This window comes from Stieleria sp. JC731, assembly GCF_020966635.1.
Lineage (GTDB): Bacteria > Planctomycetota > Planctomycetia > Pirellulales > Pirellulaceae > Stieleria.
The window spans coordinates 16483-43350 of record NZ_JAJKFQ010000029.1; the positions used below are offsets into that span (position 1 = coordinate 16483).

Consider the following 26868-nt stretch of genomic DNA (forward strand, 5'->3'; position numbering starts at 1 on the left):
TGGTCCCAAAAATGGATCGGAATGCGTCTTTTGGGGACTCAGGCCCTGCTGTAGCCCCGGTCGCCGCCTGTCCAACTCCGATTCTGCCTGCCGCGAAGGAAAAAAATTCTGCACCGCCCCAAGAAAGACTAATTCGAGCCGAACAGGAGGATGAAACGAGCCATGACTCCCTCGGCTCCGGACCTACGACATTTTTGGGGAACAAATCTGATGTTGAAAAAAGCCATCGTCGCCGGCGGCGCACTCGCACTGTTGTCCAGTTTGGCTGTTGGTGTACCGCTGGCCAGCTACACCAAATGTGGTGTGAATTACTTGAAGGAATCTGCCAGCGATTCAGTGCCATTGGAATGGAAGATCAAACAGGCACGCCAAATGATTTCGGATCTGAAACCTGAAATCACGAAAAACGCGAAACGAATCGCGACGGAAAAAATCGAAGTTGTTCGATTGCAAAAAGAATTCGAATCCACACAAACCCAGCTCGCAAAGTCGCAGTCGGATATCGAGCGTTTGACGGATGACCTCAAAGGCGGCGACGAACATTTTGTCTATGCCGGACGGAACTACTCCTCACAACAGGTCAAAGAAGATCTTAAAAACCGCTTCAAACGTTTCAAGACGCGTCGAGCCACCGCTGACAAGCTTCAGCAGATGCTCACCGCTCGCGAATCCTCGCTGGCTTCTGCAGAAGCACGCATGGAAGAAATGCTGAACGCGAAGCGTCAATTGGAAGTCGAGATCGAAAACTTGCAAGCCCGTTTGGGTGCCCTAAGGGTTGCCGAAACCGCCAGCGATTTGAACTTGGATGACAGTCATCTATCTCAGACGCGACGCCTGCTAGACGAAATTGCGACCGACATTGACGTAAAAGAAGAAACCATGCGGGTCGATGTGGAGTACTTCAGTGGGATCGACCTTGATGAACCGAGTGACGAAAACCTGCTCGATGACATTGCCAACTACTTTGAAGGCGATGCACAAGGATCTGAATTGGTTTCGATCCAAGTTGACTAGTCCTCAACGGAACCCATCCGCCTAATCAGCAACCGGTGGCAATCTGATTTCAGATTCCACCGGTACAGCATGCTCGCTTCAGTGAATCGGTCAGCCAAGCGTTGTTGGCCAGCCATTGCTGAAGCGTTGTCATCGCTGGGAACGTGACCCAATTGCCTTTTCAACCATCGCATCTTTGAAACGTCATTTGACGATGAATTCAATGATCCGCCCAACTGAATCATCCCCCCAAACCGACGCTTGGCGATTGTGGATCGATCGCTGCGGTGGGTACGCGTTGTTCGCGGGAGACCAGTTGACCGTGGGTGGCGTGCGTCAGGACGATCGCCGAGCTGATATTGCGGTGCAATCGGATTGGCGACGAATCGAAGGCACCTTGCATCGACACGGCGGGGACTATTTCTGGACGACGGTCCCGGAGAAGGCTGCAAACTTCGGGCCTTCCACAGGCGTCAGTGTTGCCGCAGGACAGACGCGGCAGCCTGGACAATCATCCGCGATCGGCCGTGATGCCCCAAAACGACAGTTACTCGTTGACGGAAGTCGCTTCCCGATTGCGGGATCGGCCTCGATGCGAATCCGCAAACCGTCCGTCCTTTCCGCTTCTGCCGTTCTGGAACTTGACGCGCCGCATCGCTTCGATGCACACGTCGACAAAGTGCTGATCGCCGCACAGACGCTTCTGATTGGGCCGACAGTAGCAAACCATATCTGCTGCCCCGGGTTGGAGATTTCAGCCGTTCTGGTAATCCGAGACGGAAAGTGGAAAGCCAAACTCAATCGAACTAGCGAAGCATCGCGATTTCTCGCGTCGGATACGCCGCGTGAATTTGTGGACTTGATTCCCGGCCAGCGAACTTCGCTGGGGCCCTTGGACATGATGTTGGAAGAAGTATGAACTCGCTCGCACCAGAATCTCGTACCGATTCCTGCCAGCCGATGCCAAACGGGGCAAAAAAGCAGGGTAAATGTTGTTTTCGGAAAATGAACTTGGTGGAAGCGGTTTTTGGGACGTTAAAACCGCGCAAAGACCGCCTGGTTCAGATCGGATCGGGAAAGTCTTCGGCGAAGCGGCGTGACGAGAGCCCGATCAAGGATAAAATGGAACTCGCTGAAACTTCACTCGGCGTCGCACCATCGGTGCCCCCGAGTTCGTCAACGAACCCTCGTCCAATGTCGTTTACGTACCCCCCCGGATCAACACCGCTACCGCCGTACACGATTCGGCGCGGGGTCGGTGTCGGCGGATTCGGTGAGGTTTACTTTGCAGTCAGCGAAGCGGGAAAGGAAGTTGCCTTAAAACGCATTCAGCGCAATCTAGAAGTCGAACTGCGCGGCGTGTCGCAGTGCCTGAACCTCAAACACCCAAATCTTGTTTCGCTGTTTGACATCTGTCGGGATGCCGACGGCGGTTCCTGGGTGATCATGGAATATGTTTCCGGAGCCAACCTGCGTGATGTTCTCGATTTGAACCCGGCAGGGCTTCCTGATGTCGACGCACGCCGTTGGTTCGCAGGGATCGCCGCTGGTGTTTCGCACCTTCATGGCGCGGGCCTGGTGCATCGCGATCTGAAACCGGGCAACGTGTTTGACGATTTGGGGATCGTCAAAGTTGGTGACTACGGGCTTAGCAAATACATCAGCGCATCGCAGCGCGGTGGACACACCGAAAGCGTCGGCACGTTTCATTACATGGCCCCCGAAATCGGTCGCGGACAATATGGTCGCGAAATCGATATCTACGCATTGGGAATCATCCTGTACGAACTGCTGACCGGACGAGTTCCCTTTGACGGCGAAAGCTGTCACGAAATCATCGTCAAGCACATGACCGCGCTACCTGATCTTTCCGTGATCCCGTCACCGTATCGCGAAGTGATCGCAGCGGCACTCGACAAAGATCCGACCAAACGCCCTTCCACGGTTGCAGATTTAATCGCGCCGCTGAACTTGGCAACCTCCGAGGCCGTCGCGTTAACCGCATTGCATGGCAGCGGCCAGCCCCTGCCAGGCCAGCCACAACCAAATCAATCACAGCCTGCATCCCATAAGACCGCAAAACAATTTCGCGAGCCTGTCGCCCGAGCCCCGATCGCTCCGACACTGGCTGCCAATCCCTATGGCTCATCGACCGAAGAACCATTGCTTCGTGCGGTCCGCAAAACCACCACTGACTTGGGCCTTTGGTGGCAATCGCTTGAACAAAGCCCCCGAGCTCGTGTCGGGATCGGACTCCTGGTCGGATTCATTCTGTTTGTGAACACAGGTTGGCTCTTGCCTGCACTGTCCGTGTTGGCCGCGATCTATGTTCCGTATTACATCGTCCGGCAAATGGTGCTGCATACCAATGAACAGCCTAGCTATGCTCGCGCCAACCAATTGGCATCGCGTGTCGCGACGCCAAAGAAGATCAAAACGAAGAACGATTGGAAAGTCGAAGTGCGTAATACGTTGCGTGCAAAGCATAACTTCGTTCGACTGGCAGAACTCAACACGTCTTGGCTGGCAGCGTCATTGACGGTGCTAGCGATGGCCGTCATCGCGGGAGTCATCGGACTTCGCAGTGGTGACGTGACGGCTATCGAACTTGCTCCGTTTTTTTGGATGGCATTGGTTGTCCTGATCGGATCCCAAGGCATCTTGGGGCTCGGCAAGTTATGGGAACGCGACGAAGGCGAAGGACTTCCGCGCCGACTGGTTCTTGCCGGTGTCGGATCCCTCGTCGGCCTTTGGGCCTATTCATTGTCGCAGTTCTTTTTGCTTTCCAACGAACCGGCATCAAGCGAATGGCTTCAAGGCAACCTGCCGCAAGCACTTTACTTTGATGACGGTACCATCCGAGCTTCTGGCATGATGGCCCACTTCGCACTGCTGTTCGGTGGGATCCGCTGGTGGAAGCCAGTTGACCCGCTACGCAGGACTCGGCTTAGCCTTTGGAGCGTCGCGGTTGTCTGCGTCGCAGCTTGGGGTGCGCATCAATTGTTGCCGGTTCCGCAACCGATCGGATTCTTGGTCGCAGGTGGACTGGCAATCGCAACGCAAATGTCCGCCCCTTGGATCAATCCTCGATCCTATGAAGACGAAGTTGAACGGTTCGCTCAACAACGCATCCAGCGAAATCGGGACAACGCTAAACAAGACCCAATGGCGATGGAGGTCCACTCATGAAACACTTGATCCCTTCATTCACAGCATTTGCAGTCGTCGCGATGGTCGCGACTGTTGGCTATGCCGAATCGATCAGCGGCAAAGAGGCTGAGCTTCGCGTTCGTGAAATCAGTGTCAGTGAAACAGGCGGCAGTCTTTCGACAAAGAGCGGTTCGTCTTCGCTTTCGGTTGCCCCGATGAACCATGTTACCTATCCGGAAGACTGGCCGAAGTGGGCGAACGCTACTCCAGACCTTGAGGGCGAACTTCAAACGTGGCCCGTCACGACCGGCGGTTGCAAAACGATCGAAGCGTGCCAAGACAAACTCGCCGCGTTGCAGCGTGCGAACGTCGCGCTCTATCTAAAAGAACACTTCAATTGGATCTCCGACGGATCGTTCCTGACCGATCAATGGATTGATGACAATCTTGTCGAACATCGATATGTCGGCATGATTACCAAAGGAGACGAGGAGCTTCACGAAATCGCAGTCGAGCTGCGTTACGACGCTGAAGATCGCCAATTCATTCAACGATCAATCGACAATGCTCGGCTGGTCGATCGATTGCGAGCCAGTGGCGGTTTGTTCGCAATCGCGATCATCGGACTTTGCTGCAGCGGCGGTTTACTCGGTGTAATCAGTCGTCGTTTTGCCTAACACCGGTTTGCCTAGCCTTGCGCTCAGACATTTGTCTACCGCCACTTTTTACTGCATAGAAGCATCGTTCTTTCCAGCTTGTTGTGCGGAATAGAAGGCGGTTTCGCAATAGATCAAACCCGATAATCAACGGGTCGCTAGGATCTGTAGGCTTGTTCGATTGACATCAATCCTCTGTCGTGTCCGCTAGGAAAGGGTGCGGCATTTCGGCAAATCAAGGCCTCCTAGCCTTCGGTGGGATAGGCGTCGACCGTCTGTGACCTACAATGAAGGTGTGGAGCCCGCTAGCTGGTTCAGCCGAAGCAGTTGGCTCAGTGGTAGCTGATGCGGCCCCATAGGCGAACAACGCTTGGCTTTACCAAAAACAGAACCATGACAGACGATTCCGCGCCGGTTTACTCCGCTGCCGACCTTGGTGCCGACAGCATTCTTTTGGTTGACGATACCGTAATCTTGCGGGATCGCTTGGCGATGGCACTGCGGCAACGCGGTTTCTTGGTTCAAACCGCAGGCACTTATGACGAAGCCGTCGAAGTGTTTCATCACTCCCCCACCGACCTCGCCGTGCTCGATTTGCGGATGCCTGGTCGATCAGGATTGGACCTTTTGCGAAAGCTTTTGCAGATGAATCCCAACACGCGGATCATCATGCTTAGCGGTTTCGGCAGCATCCCCGCTTCGATCGATGCGGTTCGCGCCGGCGCGGTAAACTTCCTCAGCAAACCCGCCGATGCCGATGACATCTTGGCAGCATTCGCTCGCGGTGATGACCCATCTGTCCCAACCGGAGAAGTCAGCTTCCCCGCGCCATCGCTGGCACGCAACGAATGGGAACATATTCATCGCGTTCTATCGGACTGCGGCGGCAATATCAGTGAAGCGGCACGCCGTCTAGGAATCCACCGTCGCTCGCTTCAGCGTAAACTTCGCAAGCGGGCACCAGAGGATCCGGCGAGTCCAGAAGTGATTGAAAACGAGCAATCCTAACAACCTATTGGTTTTCAAGTTTGCTCTTTCGCAAAGTTGAATTGCGCTCGGCGAAACCAGCGGGAATCAACGCTGCCTTCACGGAGTGAAGGGCGACGATAGAAGATCAACGAGCTGCAAACGCTATGGTTATAATCGGTGCTGAATCCAATTCAGCCACCTAGAACCAATCGCCATGCGTTATTTTCTCTCCGCAGCGTTGCTGCTTCTGTCCGTCTGCACCGAATCCGTCTGTACTGCTGAGGCAAACCAACGGCCGGACATCATCGTCTATCTAGCCGATGACCTTTCGCAGCTCGACATTTCGGTCTACTCAGATCGTGGAGTGAAAACGCCTGCGTTGGAAGCACTCGCCGCCGAAGGCATGACTTTTGATCAAGCCTTTGTTGCCAGCCCTTCCTGTGCCCCCAGTCGCGCGGCGCTACTGACCGGATTGATGCCGGCACGCAACGGTGCTGAAGAAAATCACAGCTTTCCTGGCAAAGACATTTATCGTCTTCCCAATACGTTGAAAGACCTGGGATACCAGGTTGCCGCGTTCGGCAAAGTCGCCCATGCGACCAGCGCACCCAGATTCGGTTTTGAAGTTGTCGAAGGTGCCAAGGAAATGCCCCGCCTGCTTCAAAACGTGACGAAGTTCTTGGGCGAACGCACCGACTCGCGTCCTTTGGCACTGTTCGTCGGAATTGCCAATCCGCATGTTCCATGGCCTAGCCGTTCGAGCATCTCGCCAGAGAAAGTTCATCTGCCACCCACCTTTGTTGATACGCCGCGCACTCGCGTTCAACGTTCCCGCTATCTACAAGAAGTCAAAGATCTCGACAAACTTCTTGCCAGCCTTCGCACGCTGACCCGAAAGCATCTCGAGGGAGAACCGATCTATCTATTCTCCAGCGACCACGGTGCTCAGTTCCCTCTCGGCAAGTGGACGCTTTACGAGGAAGGCATTCGCGTACCGTTGATCGTGTCGTGGCCTGGTCACATCGAACCAAAGTCGCGGACCGATGCGATGGTCAGCTGGATCGACTTGCTTCCGACACTGATTGAATTGAGCGGAGGGCAACCACCATCTGACATCGACGGGAAGAGCTTTTCAGATGTCCTGCTTGGGAAGGCAAACTCGCATCGCGATCTGATATTCACCACGCATAGTGGGGATCGTCAGATGAATGTCTATCCGATCCGATCGGTTCGCAGCGAAGACTTCAAATACATCCGTAACCCACATCCTGAATTCGCATTCACCACGCACATCGATCTGCTACTCCGCGAGAATTCGGGTGACTACTTCATCGAATGGAAAGAGCTAGCCAAGTCAGACCCGAAAGCAGCCGCTGCCATCGCTCGGCATCATGGCCGCCCAGCGGAAGAGCTTTACGATCTTCGAAGCGACCCTTACGAGCAGAACAATTTGATTGGCAACCCAGAATACCAGTCTCAGCATCAAGACCTTTCAGCGACATTGGATCAATGGCTGAAAGATCAAGGTGACCAATTGACGGTCTTCCACGAACCGTTGCTGCTCAATGCGCCCGAAACTTGGGTTCCTCGCGGCATCAAACTGAAAAAATAGTGAATAGGCTTCGTCAGCCGATGAAATCGATTTGCGGGTATGCTTTGCCGAGGATTGGCTGGCTTGGACATTCAAGCCACCGTTCCAATACCGTCGCGTAGACGGATCGAAAATCGGTGTGATACTTCAAGTCACCTTCATCTAGGTCAGTAAGACTTGGTCGTTCCCCGACTTGACCTGGTTTCACCTTCCCACCGGCAAAGAAAACGGGAGCGGCCGTTCCATGGTCGGTTCCGTCACTGGCGTTTTCAGCGACACGTCGGCCAAATTCACTAAAACACATTACCAGCACTCGATCGGAATCGCCGCTTTGGTTCATTCGATCGACGAATGACGTAACCGCATCACCGACTTCTCGTAATAGCGCGGCGTGGGCGTCCGGCTGGTTCGCATGCGTATCGAATCCATCGAGGCGGACATAATAAACCCTCGTCTGTAGATCGGATGCGATCAGATCCGCAACCGTTTGCAGCTTTTTGCCCAGACCAGTTTTTGGGAAACTGGAATCGGATGACATTCCCGTTTTTGCCTCCTTCATCCGTTCGTTAGTCGCGATTGCTGCTGTCGTGCTGCTTTGAATAAAACTTAGCAGCTCGTTGCCCTGCATCAGTCCATCCGTTGATGAGGCGATCGAACCGATCGCTTGCGGTAAATCAACACTTCCGTTTTTTCGCAATCGAAACTGCTGAAGACTTTCAATCGATGGGACTCGAACGTCTCGAGACATCAGCGCAAAGGGCTGCTGTTCATGCCCGAGATGAATCGCTAGCGGATCGTGCCCGATCGAACTGTCCAAGGTTTGCAAATACCGACCGATCCAACCGTCAGGCCGGTTCTCCTCTTTGCGTCTGCATGAATGCCAAATGTCCATCGATTCAAAGTGCGAACGGTTCGGATTGGGATACCCGATCCCGTGGACAATCGAAAACTGACCTTGTTCCAGTAGCGATGCGAACCCTTTGAGCGACGGATGAAAACCAACGTCTTCGGTGATCGACAGACAGTCGTCTTTTCTGATCCGAAGATTCGGGCGTGCTTCGACATAGGCTTCATGCGAGTGCGGTACGACCGTATTCAAACCGTCGTTCCCGCCCGCCAACTCGACGACCACCAGAATGTTCTGGTCAGTCCTAGCTTGCTCTGCCGCCTGACAAAGTAACGCGGGACAGAATCCGTTTTGCTGGACCGCCAGGGCTGACGACGCAACCAAACCGCGTTTGATCATTTGCCGTCGATTTAGTTTCGAAATCATGACAACTGATACTCCGGTAGCGAGCATAGAAGATGGACAACATCTGCGAAGGCAGCGGAGTTCGATGATCCGTTTGAATTCCCAATCGAGTGAACACGCTGCCGTGCCGCAGTCGAAAGCGGAGTGGCGAACAACATCGGTTCCAATAGATCAATTAACCCATCGACATCCGAAACCGATTGATCGGCTAGATACTCGCTGAGGGATTTTTTTCCGAAGCGAGTCTTTTCGTGATCAAGGATTCTCCGAATCAAATTTGAACGTCCGACCAGTGTCGAAGAATTGATCCACGCCCGTCCCCCATCCCATCCCTTCACACTCGGTGGGTAATAGAGTCCCTGACCAAGATCTGAAATCGCGTCGGCAATCAGATATGTATCTGTCGTACATTCAAGCGATCTCAAAAAATCGAGTGCGAACTCGACTGGCGAACGAATCTTTCTCGCGATTGCATATTCCGAATAGAACACATTGCTCTGCAAAATCCGACGGACCGTCGGCCCTATTTGCATCTCTTCGGCACGAAGCTGATCGGCAAGCGGACGAAGCAAAACGCTATCGACTGGAAAGTCATCGGCGACAAAGTACCGAACAAGTTTTTCGCAAATAAACAGGGGGGCGTTTTCTTGATCGCAAACGATTTTCACACCTTCTTCACCACCGAATCGCCCGGTCTGCCCCAAGATTGATTTTTCCCCGTTGTCATGCTGGTAGCGATTGAAACGAAACTTTTCACGCTTGATCTCCCAGCCGGTAAAACAACGTGCCAATTCCCGGATGTCGTTCTCGCTGTAGTTGCCTTCTCCGAGACAGAAAAGCTCCATGATCTCGCGAGCGTAGTTCTCGTTGGGATGAGACTTTCGGTTGCTTGCCGAATCCAAGTAGATCAGCATTGCAGGATCGCGTGAAATCTCTTGCACCAGCTTTTGAAAATCCCCCAGTGCGTGTTCACGCAGCAGATCATTCTGTTGCTGCATCAATTTGACGTCGTCTACTTTTGCAGCACTGGTGGCAAAATGACCATGCCAGAACAACGTTGTCTTTTCTAACAACGGATCCGGAGTCATCAACATTCGATAAACCCAACCGGCTGCCAACTGCTTCATGCTTCCGCTTGCCACAGCAGCCCGAGCCAGCACGTTGATCTCGGATCGGAATCCGGCGTCGTTTCGATCGGTCTGAGTTAAACGCCGAATCGTTGAATCGCAACCATCATCAACTGCCCGTCGAAGCTCACTGGCTGTCGGCGCAAATCCACTGCGACGGAACAGGTGGGCCGCAAGCTTTTGGTTCCACGGCTGCGATTCCGCTGGCGAATAGGGCTCCCAAGCCCAATCAGGATCAGGCATCACGCTTGTCGCAGCATCCATGACATCTCCTTTGGTTCAGTGATTTAACTACAGAACAACAACAGGTTCTTACTTTGATTCGACGTTGATTTGAAGGGAAATTTTTAGCGACTCACTTTCGTTAGCTAGCGAAAGTTCGGCCCCCTGAAAAAAGCCAACTGCCTCAAGCACCAGATCGATCACAGCTTCGGCTTCTTCGTGTGAATGGCCTTCCTCCAGCATATTCTGTGCAACCAGCTGAGCACGATTATCAGCCAACGTCTGCCGAAGGACATTCGCATGGACCTGCAATTCGACATTGTCAGCTTGATCTTGGGCATCGTCTTCGCGAATTGGTGCAAGCGTCAACTCGCGGGCGAAACCCGTGGTACTTGCCAGAACGAGTCGATCCCCTGAAAAGCCAAGGGTCGGTGAGAAGTTAAACACGATTTCGGCTTCGGTAGATTCTGCGTCGTCGGGCTCGGGGACGTATCGACTGATAACGAGCTGCGCACCATCGTCGAATTTTTCCATGTCCAGTTCCAACTGATTCAATCCGTTCTGGGCACCGACCACATTGAAAAAGCCCACCAAAGTCTGGAACGTCCGTCGGAAGTCTCGCGAAACAACCTCGGGGTCTTTCATCTTCATCATCAATGCGAACGCCGGGATTTTGATTGTCGGCCGAGGTAACTGGTCCGAAAAATCCTGGCGTGCCGAAACGATCGCTACCTCTGGTTCGATCGCACCCAAGATGTCTTCGCCAAAGTCTCGACCGGCAAAGATCGTCGTCAACGTCGCGTCGGCCTTCGCAAACTCGTCATTGATGCGTTCATTGAACAAATCTCCCGAACGCATCCACAGCTGAGCAAAATCCCGATAGGTGCGAATGGTTAGCAGCTCGTTTTCCACAACCGGCAATTCCGGACCAATGCCTTTCGCATCAGGACCAAAATAGTATTGCCGGTGTTCGGGTATCCAATCGGTGTCGAATGGGATTGCGGCATTCAGCGCAATCTTTGATTGGTCAATTTCCAAGCTTGCGGTCCCGTACGGAGTCTTTGCCAAGCTGCTTTGGATACCGCCAAACAATATTTCAGCTGGAGGATTGTCTTCGAAGCTCGTCAAAAACTTCGAGACATCAATCTGTTTTCGCAATGCATCAAAGGATAAAAATCCCCAACCGTTTGCCTGCTCTGATTTATGCGACAGTGCCGCCTGGAACTCAGGTACATCCACAAGCGATTTTCCTGATCGATCGATCATGTTGTCCAAGATGACTTTTCCAAGATCGCCGTTATTGGTTACCAAGATGGAATCGTCGTGCCTCGCAACACGAAGGTCATTGCGTCGATAGGCTTTGACACCGCGGTATTCGACCTCCTGCATTTTTCCCCCCTGGCCGACCATCGCAAGCTGCATTGCCTTTTCGAAAATGGTCTCCGCTGATTCGCCGTCCCGCGACCGCACGATTAATGCGATTCCCATGGTGGCTTCGTCGAAAGCGATCGCAATCCCGTTGTGACTGGCTTGCTCGATCGTCGTTCGCCACGGCATCCCGAAGAGACCTTCTAGAAAGGCAACTCCCATCTGCATTTTTTGAATGTCGTCGGTTTGCAACAGTTGGTCGTAGACCGGCAGTTGCTCAAGCCTGGCTCGCAAAGGGTGGTCGAGAACTGTTGCCATGATCGCGGGCGGATCAGCGATTTCACCGTAGACCACAATCGTTGGCGGCAGAACATTTGCCGCAACGGTTTTCGACTTGAGCGTTTCGCTGGCGTCAGTGGACGTAACCCGTTCGCCGGCGTGCGAGAAAACTGGGACCGCCAAAACAGCAAGCGGAACGAAACAGATCGCCAACCGCCGACACAGGGTGATCGAAAAAGCCATACCTTGATCCCGTAGGAAACCCAATGGTTTAGAAAAGTCTTCCTACTGTTTTACCAAGGTCCCCACGGCGAAGTTTCAAATCTGCCGGGACAATCCTGGGAAATTCGATCAGCTGCTGGAAATCACCAGGACCGCGGTGTCTGCATTCAAGTTCGGATCGTCGTCGGCATCGATTTCTTTACCAGTCGCCGCCTCGTAGTAAAACTCGTTGATCAGACGCAGCTGTTTCTGCTTGCACAAATCATGGACATCCGCAATCGAAGGGAACCGGCGATTGGGAGTGTTGTACCATTCGTGATTGAATTCTCCGGGCGCCTTCGGTGACCTTCCGCGGACGACATAGTCTTCACGCAGTTTGCGATATGCAAAGTTTGGAAAACTGACGATGACTCGTTTTCCTACCCGAAGCATCTCCTCGAATAGTTTTTCGACATTGGCAACCGCCTGCAATGTAGCGCTAAGTACGACGACATCAAACTGGTCGTCGATGAATGCAGGCAAGCCTTCGTTTAAGTCGTAGTCAATGATGTTCAACCCGCGCCGCCCCGCATTCAAGATGCACTGCTGCGCAACCTCGACACCAACAAGCTTGTCGTGTCCACGCTGTTTCAGGGCTGCCAGAAGATGCCCATCACCACACCCCAAATCCAAAACGGAAGCCCCTGTGGGGATCTCATCGATGATCAACGATTCCACTTTCGAGATATTCGGTGGCACCCGATCAATGTCTCCTAAACGGGATTGAACCAGAGGGGCGTATTGGCGAATGTCTTCGTTGATCAGAAACGAATCGTGTCCCCGAGGTGACGTGATCTCTGCATAGGTGACGGGTTTATCGAGTGCAGTCAAAGCGTTGACGATGTCGCGTGATTGACGCGGAGTGAACAACCAATCGCTGCTAAAACTGACAACCAAAAATTCACAATCCGCATCGCCGAACGTTTCCATCAATTGCAGTCGACTTGCACCTAAGTCGAACAAATCCATGGCCATCGTGATCGTGACGTAGCTATTGGCATCAAACCGGGTCGTAAACTTCTGACCTTGATAGGCAAGGTACGATCCGATGCTGAATCGTTGTTCGAATGTTGTCGCGACTTCGCGTGGATCATGGCGATCCGATTCAAACTTTTTCTCCATCACCTCGGTCGAAAGATAGGTGATGTGTCCTAGCATCCGAGCGATCGCCAACCCGGTGTCGGGTCGATAAGGATGATCGTAATACTGGCCGCCAAAGAAATTGGGATCGGTCTGAATCGCATTGCGGCCGATCACATCAAACCCCAGTGCTTGACTGGTCAGACGAGCACTTGAGGCGATGATCACGCAAAGATCAGTGCAGTCAGGGAAACGAGACACCCAGCTCATCGCTTGGTGTCCTCCCAACGACCCTCCAACGATCGCTCGCAAACGTCGTATCCCAAGTGATTCGACCAAGCATTTCTGCACCGTGACCATGTCACCGATGGTGATCTGTGGAAAGTCAGCGCCAAATGGCTTTCCGGTTTCCGGATTGGTATCGCCTGGTCCGGTCGAACCGCGGCAACCGCCCAGGACGTTGGGACAGATCACAAAAAAACGATTGGTATCGATCGCCTTACCTGGACCGATCAGATCATCCCACCAGCCAGGATCGTCTTGTTCATCATGCTGGGCGGCGTGAGAATCTCCTGAAAGCGCATGACAGACCAGGACGGCATTTGACGCGTCCGCGTTCAATTCACCCCAGGTTTCATACGCGCAGCGAACGCCTGCGAGCTGTCCGCCCAATTCCAAGTCGATCTCGCCTTCGAGTTCGAGATGGCGAACATAGCGGAGCGGTCCGACGACTCGATTGTCGTCGGTGCTCTCAAACGGACCGCTATCGACAGCCTTTTCGGTCACGACGCTGTCGCAACAGCCAAGGCTTGCTTCAGGTCATCAATGATGTCATCCGCATCTTCGATTCCGACTGACATGCGAATGTACTCGGGCACGACACCGGCTTGTCGCTGCTCGTCTGCGGACAGCTGCTGGTGAGTCGTGCTTGCGGGGTGGATGACCAATGTCTTGGCGTCACCAATGTTGGCAAGGTGCGAACAAAGTTTACAAGCGTTGATGAACTTCTTGCCAGCTTCCATTCCGCCCTTGATACCGAAACCAAGGATTGCGCCCTGTCCATCAGGCAATGTCTTTTGGGCCCGATCGTAGTCTTTGTGTGACTTCAGACCTGGATAGTTAACCCATTCGACCGCATCGCTTGACTCCAAGAACTCAGCAACCTTCTTGGCATTCTCGCAGTGCCGTGGCATCCGCAGGTGCAACGTTTCCAATCCTTGCAAGAACAGAAACGCGGCGAACGGGCTCATCGCGGCACCGGTGTCACGCAACCAGTGAGTGCGCATGTGGATGAGGTAAGCAATGTTCCCCATCGGTCGCAGGTGTTCTTCAAAAACCGCACCGTGGTACGAAGGCGAAGGCCCGCAGAACTCCGGCCATTTTTCTGGGTTGTCTGCCCATTTAAAGTTTCCGCTGTCAACGATGGCGCCACCGATATGGACACCGTGACCGCCCAGGAATTTCGTCGTGCTGTAAATCACGATATCGATCCCATGTTCGATCGGCCGCAACAACATCGGAGTCATCACCGTATTGTCACAGAGGACCGGCAAAGGACCGTGTGGAGCCGAATGGGCCGCATCAGCGATCGCTTTGAAATCCGGAACGTCGTTTTTGGGGTTACCGATCGACTCCATGTAAACCAGTCGAGTGTTCTCGTCGACCAGTTCGTGAATTTTTTCTGGTTCGTTGGGATCAAAGAAGCGGACTTCGATTCCCAAGTTCTTCAACGTCTGCGTAAACAGGGTCCACGTTCCGCCATACAACGACGTGCTACTGACAATGTTCTGCCCGCTGTGCGCGATCGTCAAAATGGCGGCCGAAATTGCAGCTTGCCCCGATGCAAAGCACAGGCCTGTGACGCCACCATCAAGCGCCGCCAAACGTTTTTCCAGTACATCGACAGTCGGGTTCATCAGGCGGCTATAGATGTTGCCAAACTCCGCCAACCCAAACAACGCCGCCGCGTGATCGGTATCGTTGAACACATAGCTGGTCGTTGCGTAAATCGGGACCGCACGACTGTTGGTTGTCGGATCAGGTTCCTGTCCGGCATGCAGTGTTAACGTTCCGCGTCGATGGTTGGCGCTCATGTATTTACTTTCAGGAAGGAGAGGTGGCTTTTAAGTCTCTGGCCAGTCCTAGCGAAAACCGCGTCAACGGATCAGTTTTCCGAAGACGACGACCAAGTGGGAAACGTCGTGACATTTCGCACAGAACCGCCCTTGTGGGGCTTGAGTTTAAGACACCTCGTGATCGGCGACGAGTGGGGGCACGGATTCAGACTGCCGAGAAAGACTGATCCCCCAACGCCCGATGGCTCACCAGTATCTGGCACATTATTTCCAGGGATGAAGATTCCCCACTCACGGACGGTTCCCTGGATGTCAGTTCAGGAAAACTTCATCCATTGAGACCAGCGCGCGATCGTCGGCTCCTACTTTCTGCGTTCACCCGAATGGTCCAAAATGGATTCGGTCACATCGGAATCCCCATGATTCCGGCGCCTCATTCATCGCCAAAAGCTGCCCAACAGTTTTAGCGGCGTCGTACGAATTCGGCTGCAAATCATCACGCACACTGTCACTTGTCCAGAAGGTAATTGAACGTGGAATTTAACTGTCCCATGTGTGGAAAGCACTACAAGGCCAACGACGACATGGCTGGCAAAATGGTCAATTGCCGAACCTGCGGACACGCCTTTCCCGTTCCAAACGCGACTCCCGTTTCGGCAGCCGACCCGTTTGATGACGCGGGGTTTTCTTCTGGTAACAACTCAACAGCCGATCATGACGATCAATTCTCCGCTGGCGTTGTTCAAATCAGCTCAGCACCGGTGACAATGCGAGGTGGGCAGTCATCCGACGGTGTGTATCGCACCAGCGACGAAATCGACTACGAGATCTTTGGACACGAAACCCAGTACGTCGAGATCACATTGGATCCGGGTGAACAGACGATCGCCGAAGCAGGCGCGTTGATGTACATGACCGATGGGATCAAGATGGCTACCGTCTTTGGTGATCCCTCGCGGCAAGACACCAGCTTGTTCGGAAAAGTGCTCTCCGCTGGCAAACGTGTCCTCACCGGTGAAGCACTTTTCATGACCACGTTTACAAACGAGTCCTCAAGCCAAGCCCAAGTCGCCTTCGGTGCACCATACCCTGGCCGCTGTATCCCATTGCACCTGGATCAACTCGGCGGGGAAATCATCTGCCAAAAAGACGCATTCCTTTGTGGTGCTCGGGGCATCACTGTCGACATCGCTTTTCAAAAGAAGATCGGCGCCGGACTCTTTGGCGGTGAAGGCTTCATCATGCAGCGTTTGCGCGGCGACGGTATCGGCATCATCCATGCGGGCGGAACGATGATGTATCGCGAGCTGGAGGCCGGCGAAACCATTCGGCTCGATACCGGGTGCTTGGTCGCGATGGGGCCAACGGTCAACTACGACGTCGAGTTCGTCGGTGGATTGAAAAACGCATTCTTCGGAGGCGAAGGGTTATTCCTGGCAACCGTTCGTGGCCCAGGTCCCGTCTGGCTACAGTCCCTACCGTTCTCCAGATTCGCCGGAAGGATCGCTGCCGCCATCCCCAGTGGTGGCAACACCCGCAAAGGCGAAGGCTCTTTGCTGGGCGACTTTGGCGAGATGTTCATGGGCGATTGAATACAGTGCTGATTGAATACAGTGCCGTCAGATCACTCTGCTGACAGATTTCATTGGCCGCCAACTCGGCAATCGTTCATGCTTGGTCCCGCTACCGCATTCGGTAGCGGGTTTCGCTAAATCAGCTCAGAGATACTGTTGATCGCTTCACCGATCGACAGCCAACATCGTGACGGTTTTCCCTCGTCGCGACATCGTTTCGTTTTTTCCGAATCACTAGGTTAGGCATCAGTATTTCGCTTCCGCATGGCCACAAACCCTAATGATTTTAGGCTCCATGTGTCAGAAATGCTCTCTTTGTTCTAAGTGATCCGCCCGCTGCCTCTGACGAAGCCGTTAGGTGTGCGGAAGGGGACTTCCCCTAATCCAGCCACTTCCAAATTGCGAAACCAATCGCGCGTTTAGTGGCGTTCTATCGTTCTCTGTAATCGCAGACGGCGCACGCCCGAGTAGTCGAAAGTGTGCGCCCATAAAGTCATGAGTACGGGGAAACGAGTTGTGGAAGGACTTGACGAGATCATCAAAGAGTTTTTGGTCGAAAGCTATGAAAGCCTCGACCAACTAGATAGCGATCTACTGGCTCTGGAAGACGAACCAGACAATCGTGATCGCTTGGCGAGTATCTTTCGCACGATCCATACGATCAAAGGAACGTCAGGCTTCCTTGCCCTACCGAAATTGGAACGCGTCGCACACGTCGGTGAAAACCTTCTGGTACCGCTGCGCGATGGTGCGTTTCAGCTTAACAATCACATCGCTGATGGCTTGTTGGGAATGGTTGACGCGATTCGCGCGATCCTTGCCAACCTCGAAGACGCCGGAATCGAAGGCGATGCCGAGTACAGCGAACTGATCGAACAGCTGCAAACGCTTTTGCAAACCAAAGGCGATATTGCTGGCGATGCGGACTTGCCAGCTGACGTGGCTGCAGACGATGCTTCCGCCGATGCTTCAGATGCAACCGACGCCGAAGCCACCGCATCTGCTGAAGAATCTCAAGCTGACGAAACCCCAAAAGCAGAAGCTGCCACGCCTCCGCCAGCTGCTGAGCAACCAGCCCCTACGGCAAAACCGGCTGCAGCACCGGCAGCCAAATCTCAACCGGCCGAAAAGCCCGCCGCTAGCGCACAAACTAAGTCAGGTGACGGAGAGAAATCCAAGTCCGTTGCTGATTCCACGGTCCGCATCGATGTCGACTTGCTGGACAAGTTGATGAACTTGGTTGGCGAGCTTGTGCTGGCACGCAACCAAATCCTTCGAATCTGTGAAAAGTCGAAAGATGCGAACATCCTAGCCGCTTCACAGCGACTGAACCTCATCACGACAGAACTGCAAGAAGGCGTGATGAAAACGCGGATGCAGCCAATCCGCAATGCGTGGAGCAAACTGCCGCGCGTTGTGCGTGACTTGGCGACCGCGTGTAAGAAGAAAGTTGCCGTGGAGATGGAAGGTGCCGACACGGAACTTGACAAAACCATCCTCGAAGCGATCAAAGACCCGCTCACCCACATCGTCCGAAACTCCGTCGACCACGGTATCGAATCACCGGACGTTCGCGTCGAAAACGGCAAGCCCGCCGAAGGCATCCTGCTGTTGCGAGCGTTCCACGAAGGCGGCCAGGTCATCATCGAAATTTGTGACGACGGTGGCGGTATCCGCGCCGATCGCGTTCGTGACAAAGCGATCGAGAAAGGCTTGATCACTCCCGAACAAGCCGAAATGATGGGCGAACGAGAGCTGATCAACTTGATCTTGCTGCCCGGGTTCTCGACCGCCGCAACGGTGACCAACGTCTCCGGTCGCGGTGTCGGAATGGACGTGGTGAAAACGAATATCGAACGGATTGGCGGGACGCTGGAAATTAAGAGCACCGCCGGAAAAGGGACAACGCTGCGCATCAAAATTCCATTGACGCTTGCGATCGTTCCCGCATTGATCACCGAAACGGCAGGTGAAGCCTATGCGATCCCGCAGGTCAGCTTACTAGAACTGGTACGCTTGGACTGTGACCTCGATAAGTGTGAGATCGAGTTCATCCACGACGTGCCCGTTTACCGTCTACGCGGAAACCTGTTGCCGCTGGTCTTTCTAGACGAACTGCTAGGGCTTCGCCCACACCGGACTCGCAACGACTATACCGATAGTGTCAACATCATCGTGCTTCAAGCCGAAGATAGGCACTTCGGATTAGTCGTCGATGCGGTGATCGACAGTCAAGAAATCGTCGTTAAACCCTTAGGCGGTCACCTAGAAGATATCGCTTGCTATGCCGGTGCTACCATCATGGGGGACGGAATGGTAGCACTGATCCTTGATGTCCTGGGTGTTGCCCAGCGCAGCAAGGTTCTGTCCGAACATCGTGACCGAGTTCCCCGCAATACCGAACTTTCGCACTTGGACGGCAATTCGGAAACCGAATTGATGCTGCTGGTCGAATCGGAAAGCGGGAACCGTTCAGCGATTCGGCTTTCGACGGTCGCACGTCTGGAAAAATTCCAAGCGAGCAAGATTGAGCAATCAGGCAACGACCAGGTCATTCAGTATCGTGGTGAAATCATGCCGTTGGTCCAGATGGGCAATGGCTATGGCGGCGGCGTGATGGGCGATGAAAGCGGCTTGATCAATGCGGTCGTTTACTCGGCAGGTGAAAGCCATGTTGGCGTCGTCGTGCAAAACATCGTCGACATCGTCAACGTTCCGGTTTCGATGTTGAATGATCCCGCGAAAGGCCAGTGCATCATTCGAGATCGAGTCACCGAGATCGCCGACCTCGATCAGATGGTCGCCCATGTCGCCCCTCAAGGATTTAACAGCGCCGTATTCGCGTAGTTATCAAATGGATCGCAAGTTTGCTTTTTGATTTTCGTTCCGAGTTCAGTCGATGAACCTTTTTAGTCACCTTTCCCAACGAAACCGAGTGCTCCTCAACGGAGTTCTGCTACCCGCATTGCTTGCGATCGGTCTTGCTTGGTTGTACTACGTCGATTCCAAACAGAAGGCAATCGACAGCTGCGTTCAAACGGGACTTGCCTTGTGCGACTCGGCCGACGCGACTCGTGACCACCTGCGGCAACAGTGGAAAGATGAACTGTTCACCACCGAGATGCTGAAAGATCTTCACAGTCAAGGTGAACAGGAGAAGCTGCTATCAACGATTCCGATCATCGCAGCATTCAATTCGATGGAACATGTCGCCGAAACGCGTGACTTCGAATTCTACGTCCCCTCCTTTAATGCCCGAAATCCGGATCACGAGCCGAATGACTTTCAACAAGCGGCTCTTACAGAATTAAAAGAAACCGGGGCCTCACAAGTCGTCAAAATCAATCCGGCTGACAATACAGCACACCTCTTTCGTCCCGTTCACTTGGATCAAAGCTGTTTGATCTGCCATGGTGATCCCGCAAACTCCGAACAGCTTTGGGGAAATACGAACGGAAACGATATCCTGGGCTACCCGATGGAAAACATGTCCGCAGGCGACATGTACGGTGCTTTTGAAATCGTCCAGTCGATGCAGCCTGCCGAAAAAGCAGCCGCATCGGCTTTGGCCAAAGCATCGATCGCTGTCGTCTTGATGCTAGTGATCAGCTCTGCATTCTCACTGTTCACGCTAAAAACGATTCGTCAGGACCAAGCGAAGAAGGCAGCCGAAATCGGCGCCGTCGTCGGAGACGAAGTCGCTAACGATACCGCTCGAATCGCATCCTCCATCGACGAATTCTCAGCAAACGTGCGCAATATCGCCGAATATGCGACGCACGCATCAGCCAATGCCAAGCAAGTCGTCTCGCTTGTCGAATCGACCCACTCGCAAAGCCTCGCTTTAGACGCCAGCACACGCGAAATTGGCAGTGTTATCCAATTGATCGAATCGATCGCCGAACAAACCAACCTCCTTGCGTTGAATGCCACAATCGAAGCAGCTCGCGCGGGTGAAGTCGGTAAAGGTTTTGCAGTTGTCGCGGGTGAAGTCAAAGGCCTCGCGCAACAAACCGCCGATGCGACCGGTGCGATCACCGAACGGATCGATTCGGTCCAATGCACCGCAACCAAACTGGTCGAAGACATCAAGAATGTTTTGGAATCGATTAACAGCATCGACTCCAACCAAGACGCGATCACCGGTGCCGTCACACAACAGCAAGGTGCCACCGACGAGATTACTCAAAGCGTCTACAGCCTTCTCAACTCAAGCCGCACACTAGCAGACAAACTAAAAATGAACACATAAGGACAAGCTGTCTCTATCCTCGATTCTTTCATTGTTACGACAGCATTCCGATTGTGTTAATTGCGAGTCACTCCCCAATTTCGTTTATGAATAAACATGCCTAAATCTTCGAAGAAGCTTGGTCATATTCGCTGGTATATCGCTGCCATTCCGCTGGTTTGCCTCCTCGGAATGACGCTTCAGGTCTTCATGATTTCGTCGCAAAGTTCCGACCTCGCATCGAGCAATGCGGCGACGAACCTGAGCGGTCGACAGCGTATGTTGAATCAACGGCATACCCGTGAACTGCTGCAGATCGCGGACGGAGATGCGGCTACACCCGACAAAACCTATGACTTGCTGATCGAATCAATTTCGTTGCTACGTCATGGGGGCGAGCATGAGTTTGGTCAACTCGATCCCGCTGATGCAAAGACATCCGAAGCGCTAAACCTATCACTGGCAGCACTCGAGCATAAAAAGAAAATTGCTGACGAATACATCGCCAGCCTCCGATCCGGCGATGAAAGCCGCGTTGCAAACTTGCGTACGATGCTGATCGCACAGACCGATGATGCTCACAAAGCGGCGCATTCCGTTGTCACCACCATTGGCGATCAAACCGCCGAAGCATCCCAATCGAGTTTCTACAGTGTGGTCGGTGGCGCTATCGCGATCACATTGGTCTGCTTTGCCGTTTCGATGTTTTGCTCTCGCAAATCGGTCGGTGTCCTTGCGAAAGCATCCGATTCGATCGGATCGACAGGGGACGTGGCGCAAAACGTCAGCACCAGTGCGGAATCACTTCGTGGGGCTATCGAACAGTTCGAAGCCAGTATCCAGGAAATCGCTCGCAATGCTACCGGTGCGGCCAGCGTTGCCCGCAATGCCGTTGATGCGGCACGCTCGACCACCGAAACGATCTCTCGACTGGGAAAAAGCAGCACCGAAATTGGCGAAATGATTCGCGTGATCAACTCGATCGCCGAGCAAACGAACCTGCTTGCACTTAACGCGACGATCGAAGCGGCTCGCGCCGGTGAGGCCGGTAAAGGATTCGCGGTCGTCGCAAACGAAGTCAAAGAACTCGCTGCCCAGACCGGGACCGCGACAGAGGACATCGTTCGCCGGATTGAGGCAATTCAAGCAGACACGATGGAAGCGACCGACGCGATCGATTTAGTCAGCGACATCATTTCGCAGATCAATGAAAGCCAAAACGCGATCGCGGGCGCCGTCGAAGAACAAACAGCGATGACGGCAGAAATTTCCCACAACGTCGCCGACTTGGCTGACGGAAACAACGTCATTGCGAACACCGTGTTGTCATTGACACAGCTGCTTCGCGATGAGGTTGCCAGCGCTGCCGGAACCAGTCCAGGCGGATCGGGTTCATCCAGCAAAGCAAAATACCAATTGTAAAACGTATCAAGAAGACGATCGATCCTTGAATCGATTGTCTCAATCGTCAGTCCAGTACACCGCATCACTTAACAAACATTGTTGTCATCTCTTCGTTGGAAGATGCTTTAGATCAGAATTCATCAAGCCAGATTGCCAGAACGTTCGTTGTCTCGACTTCAACGCACCTTCTTTTGCAAAACAGAACGTCCACTGGTTGGTTGAGTTGAGTTCGCTTTAGCACTTACTGAGGGAAGCCTTCTGTCTTGCACTCGTCAATTTTCATGCACAGGTCGACACCATGGACTCCCACGTTATCTCAATCGAACCGCCGCCCAAGCGGCTTAAACTGCTGTTGGAAGGTCGACGTGGTGAAACACTAAAGCTTCCTGCGGCGGCACTGGAAGCGCTCGAAATTGCGCAAGACCCTGAATGCCGCGTCGATCATCTCGCTTGCGTAATTTCGCGAGACCCGATGTTGGCCGCAGATACGTTGGCCATCGCGAACTCCGCCGCGTTTTCCGGCGGAAAAACGCTCGTCTCACTTCGCCAGGCCATCGTCCGAGTCGGGATACGGCAATGCCGAAATCTGATCATCGCTTCCAGTACCGCCGGGATGATGAAACGATTGCCACTGGAACAAATTTGGGTCCGCGACTTGTTGCTGCGTCACAGTTACGCCACCGCGACGGCGGCATCCTACATCAATCAATACTTGGAACTTGGTTTTGAAGGCGAGGAGTTTACTGCGGGCTTGCTACACGATTTAGGCCGTCTGATGTTTGCGCTTGTTGACCCGGAAGGGTTTATTCAAGCTGATGTTTTGGAGTTTATTGATGACGAAGAAATCATACGACGTGAGCGTCAACAATTCCGAACCGATCACTGCCAATTCGGTGCTTGGTTTCTACATCAACAACATCTGCCTCACGCTTTAATCGAAGCTATCCTTTTCCATCACGACCCCTCCGTGGAGTGCAACCATCAAAGGCTGGTCACCGTCACCTCTGCAGCAGACCATCTTGCGAACCACATTCAGCGACACAACGAATCGGTGAGCTATGAACCAAGTGACAATGTTGCAATCGAAAAACTTGAACAACTTTTTGAACGCTCGCTGGTCGAATCGTTTGCCGACGTCTCGCACAAACTAATTGAAAGTACCCAGGCTGATTTGGAAGTGAGCTGTAAGAACCAATGCGAAACGGAGTCAAGGTGTAGCCAATGAACGAAGTCATACGAGTAATGGTCTGCGATGACTCGTCCATGATGAGGCGTCTGCTTGTATCGACACTCAATAGCGCCGGCGATATCACGGTGGTCTCCGAAGCCGTTCACGGCAAAGACGCTATCGAAAAACTGCCCAAAAGCCGTCCCGATATCGTGATTATGGATGTCGGAATGCCAGTCATGGACGGTATCGAAACGGTTCGCGAAATTCGCAAGGTCGACCGCAAACTGCCTGTGATCATGTTTAGCGCACTGACACAGGACGGTGCCGAGGCGACGATGGATGCGATCACCGCAGGCGCGGATGATTTCGCGACCAAGCCTGTCGATGCCGGACACATCACAAAAGCCGTCGCACAACTAAAAGAAGAGCTTCTTCCAAAGATCTATCGCCTAGTCCCGACAAAAGCGAAGGTCACGTGTGCCTCCACACCAATGGGAGGCGGCAACCCGATGCGACGCGGTCCGGCGGTCAAGCCGGCACCTGCGAAATCCAACCTCCCACGTGTGACCAATCCGGCTCGCGTCGACGCGATTGGCATCGGCGTTTCAACTGGCGGTCCCAAAGCGCTCGCCGCGGTGGTTAGCAAACTGCCATTGGATCTACGCGTTCCAATCTTCATCGTGCAGCACATGCCGGCTTCCTTTACCGCGTTGCTTGCCGAACGTCTTTCATCCGAACGCGGACATTCCGTCGTCGAAGGCTCCAACGATTTGGTTGTCAAACCAGGGCAAATTGTGATCGCCCCCGGTGGATATCACATGACCGTGACACGTCGCGGCAGTGACTCGATAACCAAACTCAACCAAGATCCTCCGATTCATTCCTGCCGACCGGCCGTCGACCCGCTGTTTCGATCTATGGCTGCGGCCTATGGAGACGGGTGCTTGGGAGTCATCCTAACCGGGATGGGAGTTGACGGAACCGAAGGGGTTCGAGCGTTGAAAGAAAAGGGCTGTATGGTGATCGCCCAAGACAAGGAAACCAGTGTCGTCTGGGGAATGCCAGGCAATGTGGTTCAACAAGGCCTCGCCGACGTCGTCCTTCCCATCAACAAAGTCGCAATGGAAATCGAACGGGTACTTTCAAAGTAATCCTTCGGTATCACCCCGGTGCACCAGAGTACCCGGCACGCTCCGACGTGCCGACAAGCCACCATCCCGCTGCACCAATCCAGCACGCTGCATCACGGGGACCGTGATGGGTACTATTTAGCTAACCAGAGTACCCGGCACGCTCCGATGTGCCGACAAGCCACCACCCCGCCACACCAATCCAGCACGCTGCATCACGGGGACCGTGATGGGTACTATTTAGCTAACCAAAGTACCCGGCACGCTCCGACGTGCCGACAAGTCACCATCCCGCTGCACCAATCCCGCACGCTGCATCACGGGGACCGTGATGGGTACTATCTAACAAACCAAAGTACCCGGCACGCTCCGACGTGTTGACAAGCCACCACCCCGCTGTACCAATCCAGCCCGCCGTATCACCGGGGGGAAAATGATGGGGACTGTTACTAACTGACATTCTTACTCATCCGTGATGCCAAGTTCTTCAGCGTGATACTGGCATCGTTCTCAGCGAGTTTCGCTTGGATCAAATGCATCTCACTTGGATCGTTCCAAGCTTCATCCAATGCCGCGACGAACTCGGTTTCGTCGGTGACTAGATGGCTCTTTCCGCGGCCATACACATCAACTAACTTGCAATAGTTCCACGGATGGATCTCATTGTAAACCCAGTCACCGGCATGCAAATAGCGTTCGGTTCCGTAGCCATGATTGTCAAGAATGATGACAATCGGGTTGTGCCCGTGACGAACCAGCGTGCTTAGCTCTTGCCCCGTCATTTGAAACGCACCGTCACCGACCAAGGCGACGATTCGATGATCCGGCCTTGCCGTTGCCGCTCCCAATGCGGCCGGAATGGCAAATCCCATCGAAGTGTAATATGCCGGACTGAGAAACTCACCGCGATCATGGATGGTCAACTCAGTCGCTGCGAACAACGAGTCGCCAACATCGGCAACTACGATGGTCGTTCCGTCGAGGCGTTGGTTGATCTGCTGAATCATCCAACTTGTTTTTAGACTCGGCGGTTCCGACGTCGGATCTTCTAAATCTTTCGGACTGGTGATACTGCCGGGTCGGACGTCTGGCTTTCGTAGCGAACGCTGTTGGTATTCGATCTTGCCAAGCCCAAGCAAAAATTCTTTTAATCCAACGTTGTGGTAGTGATGGTGAGAGACGCGTAACTCTTCGCTTGTCGCATAGACACAGGCGGCGGGATTCAGATTGGCCGAAAAAATGCCCAGGTTGATATCGCTCAGAAAAGCGCCCAACAGCAGTACGAGATCGCTTTCTTCGACGAACTTGGTCACCGCTTGATCTCCCAAAGCGCCTTCGTACAAACCGATAAAGCTCGGATGCTGTTCGCTGATCACGCTTTTTCCCAACATCGTCGTCGCGATCGGAATCTTTGCCGCGTCAGCGAGTTGCAGTAGCTCGTCATGCAATCCGAATCGGTGCAGCTCGACACCCGCAACGATCACGGGCTGTTTAGCCCGACCGATTAGCTCCGCCGTTTCTTTGATCGCTTCGGCTGTGGCGTGATCATCCAAGTGCTGGTAGGCACCACGATAGCTGTGCGTGATCGGTGGCACCACGTGAACCATGTCACGTGGGATTTCCAGGTAGACGGGGCGTTTGAATCGATCACACGCATCCAGAACGCGATCGATTTCAGAGAACGCAGTCAGCGGATCAGACAGCTCCGCACCTGCAATGGTGAACTTTTCGAAGACTTCGTATTGAGTTCGAAAATCACGGACCATGTGATGCAATAACGCCCCGCGTGATCGCTCCTTCAGTCCCGGTGAACCGGTCACGACAACGACAGGCGATTTCTCTGCATAGGCGCCTGCGATCGAGTTGCAAACGCTTAATCCTCCGACGCAATAAGTTACACACAATGCCCCCATCCCATTCAATCTTGCGTAGGCATCCGCCGCAAAACCGGCGCAGTCTTCACGAGTACAGCCAATCATCTGGATCGGACTTTTTTCCAGTTCGCTGTACAGCGACAAGACATAGTCACCGGGAATGCCGAACATCTGTCCGATGCCATAATCTTGCAACCGGGCGATCAGATACTGGGCAATCGACAGATTTGCCGTGGTGCGACGCGGCGGCCTAGCTGAAGTGGACGTAGACAACTTGGAAGCAGACGGGTTGGCTCCGGAAACATTCATCACGTTGCCTCATTCCATTCGGGAAAACGATTGTTCCAATCTAATATTGCCGACACTGCAATTGTGCTGGCTGTGCAACTGTATTGGGCATTGCAACTGTACTGCGCATTGCAACTGTACTGGGCATACCGACCAGTGCAGTGAACTCAATC

Annotated in this window: 18 protein-coding genes; 12 read left to right on the forward strand and 6 right to left on the reverse strand. The window is 53.5% G+C overall.

The window, feature by feature from the left end; translation table 11 throughout:
• The first annotated feature begins 150 nt into the window (after positions 1 to 150).
• The 6 genes from LOC67_RS24930 to LOC67_RS24955 all read left to right on the forward strand — a co-directional run bounded on the left by LOC67_RS24930 (position 151) and on the right by LOC67_RS24955 (position 7380).
• The gene (locus LOC67_RS24930; protein ID WP_230265565.1) at positions 151 to 1014 is read left to right on the forward strand and encodes a hypothetical protein; all 864 of its coding nucleotides are present in this window, start codon (positions 151 to 153) and stop codon (positions 1012 to 1014) included.
• Positions 1015 to 1216: 202 nt separating this feature from the next.
• A complete protein-coding gene (locus tag LOC67_RS24935; protein ID WP_230265566.1) occupies positions 1217 to 1912 on the forward strand; it encodes a hypothetical protein in 696 nt (231 codons plus the stop codon).
• Between the two features lie 275 nt (positions 1913 to 2187).
• Positions 2188 to 4182 (forward strand): serine/threonine-protein kinase, encoded by a 1995-nt coding sequence (locus LOC67_RS24940; protein ID WP_230265567.1) that lies wholly within the window; start codon positions 2188 to 2190, stop codon positions 4180 to 4182.
• Positions 4179 to 4820: a hypothetical protein gene (locus LOC67_RS24945; RefSeq protein WP_230265568.1), complete on the forward strand. Its 642-nt coding sequence runs from the start codon at positions 4179 to 4181 to the stop codon at positions 4818 to 4820. The genes LOC67_RS24940 and LOC67_RS24945 overlap by 4 nt, the downstream gene beginning before the upstream one ends.
• A gap of 372 nt (positions 4821 to 5192) precedes the next feature.
• Positions 5193 to 5807, forward strand: a complete 615-nt coding sequence (locus tag LOC67_RS24950) for a response regulator transcription factor (RefSeq protein ID WP_230265569.1) — start codon at positions 5193 to 5195, stop codon at positions 5805 to 5807.
• A 175-nt stretch (positions 5808 to 5982) separates the two neighbouring features.
• Entirely contained in the window at positions 5983 to 7380 is a 1398-nt protein-coding gene (locus tag LOC67_RS24955; RefSeq protein WP_230265570.1) for a sulfatase, read from the forward strand.
• A 13-nt stretch (positions 7381 to 7393) separates the two neighbouring features.
• On the opposite strand, the gene LOC67_RS24960 is transcribed toward LOC67_RS24955, so the two are convergent.
• The 5 genes from LOC67_RS24960 to LOC67_RS24980 all read right to left on the reverse strand — a co-directional run bounded on the left by LOC67_RS24960 (position 7394) and on the right by LOC67_RS24980 (position 15041).
• Positions 7394 to 8605 (reverse strand): DUF1501 domain-containing protein, encoded by a 1212-nt coding sequence (locus tag LOC67_RS24960; protein ID WP_230265571.1) that lies wholly within the window; start codon positions 8603 to 8605, stop codon positions 7394 to 7396.
• A 23-nt stretch (positions 8606 to 8628) separates the two neighbouring features.
• Positions 8629 to 10002 carry a DUF1800 family protein gene (locus tag LOC67_RS24965; RefSeq protein ID WP_230265572.1) on the reverse strand — a complete coding sequence of 458 codons (1374 nt, stop codon included), beginning with the start codon at positions 10000 to 10002 and terminating at the stop codon, positions 8629 to 8631.
• 48 nt (positions 10003 to 10050) lie between these two features.
• On the reverse strand, positions 10051 to 11850 hold the full coding sequence (locus LOC67_RS24970; RefSeq protein ID WP_230265573.1) for a DUF3352 domain-containing protein: 1800 nt from the start codon (positions 11848 to 11850) through the stop codon (positions 10051 to 10053).
• A gap of 108 nt (positions 11851 to 11958) precedes the next feature.
• A complete protein-coding gene (locus LOC67_RS27670) occupies positions 11959 to 13734 on the reverse strand; it encodes a homoserine O-acetyltransferase (protein WP_230265574.1) in 1776 nt (591 codons plus the stop codon).
• A complete protein-coding gene (locus tag LOC67_RS24980) occupies positions 13731 to 15041 on the reverse strand; it encodes an O-acetylhomoserine aminocarboxypropyltransferase/cysteine synthase family protein (protein WP_230265575.1) in 1311 nt (436 codons plus the stop codon). Before LOC67_RS24980 ends, LOC67_RS27670 begins: the two co-directional genes overlap by 4 nt.
• A 533-nt stretch (positions 15042 to 15574) precedes the next feature.
• Between LOC67_RS24980 and LOC67_RS24985 the strand changes: the two genes are divergently transcribed.
• The 6 genes from LOC67_RS24985 to cheB all read left to right on the forward strand — a co-directional run bounded on the left by LOC67_RS24985 (position 15575) and on the right by cheB (position 24554).
• On the forward strand, positions 15575 to 16615 hold the full coding sequence (locus tag LOC67_RS24985) for a TIGR00266 family protein (protein ID WP_230265576.1): 1041 nt from the start codon (positions 15575 to 15577) through the stop codon (positions 16613 to 16615).
• A 477-nt stretch (positions 16616 to 17092) separates the two neighbouring features.
• Positions 17093 to 19444 carry a chemotaxis protein CheA gene (locus LOC67_RS24990; protein ID WP_230265577.1) on the forward strand — a complete coding sequence of 784 codons (2352 nt, stop codon included), beginning with the start codon at positions 17093 to 17095 and terminating at the stop codon, positions 19442 to 19444.
• Between the two features lie 52 nt (positions 19445 to 19496).
• A complete protein-coding gene (locus LOC67_RS27675) occupies positions 19497 to 20849 on the forward strand; it encodes a methyl-accepting chemotaxis protein (protein WP_315861088.1) in 1353 nt (450 codons plus the stop codon).
• Positions 20850 to 20945: 96 nt separating this feature from the next.
• A complete protein-coding gene (locus LOC67_RS25005; protein ID WP_230265578.1) occupies positions 20946 to 22250 on the forward strand; it encodes a methyl-accepting chemotaxis protein in 1305 nt (434 codons plus the stop codon).
• Between the two features lie 280 nt (positions 22251 to 22530).
• Entirely contained in the window at positions 22531 to 23457 is a 927-nt protein-coding gene (locus LOC67_RS25010) for an HDOD domain-containing protein (RefSeq protein ID WP_230265579.1), read from the forward strand.
• Positions 23454 to 24554, forward strand: coding sequence for a chemotaxis-specific protein-glutamate methyltransferase CheB (gene cheB, locus LOC67_RS25015; RefSeq protein WP_230265580.1), 1101 nt, complete (start codon positions 23454 to 23456; stop codon positions 24552 to 24554). The genes LOC67_RS25010 and cheB overlap by 4 nt, the downstream gene beginning before the upstream one ends.
• A 428-nt stretch (positions 24555 to 24982) precedes the next feature.
• Here the strand turns inward: cheB and LOC67_RS25020 are convergent, their stop codons facing one another.
• Complete coding sequence (locus tag LOC67_RS25020) at positions 24983 to 26716, reverse strand: alpha-keto acid decarboxylase family protein (RefSeq protein WP_230265581.1); 1734 nt, start codon at positions 26714 to 26716, stop codon at positions 24983 to 24985.
• Positions 26717 to 26868 lie beyond the last annotated feature (152 nt).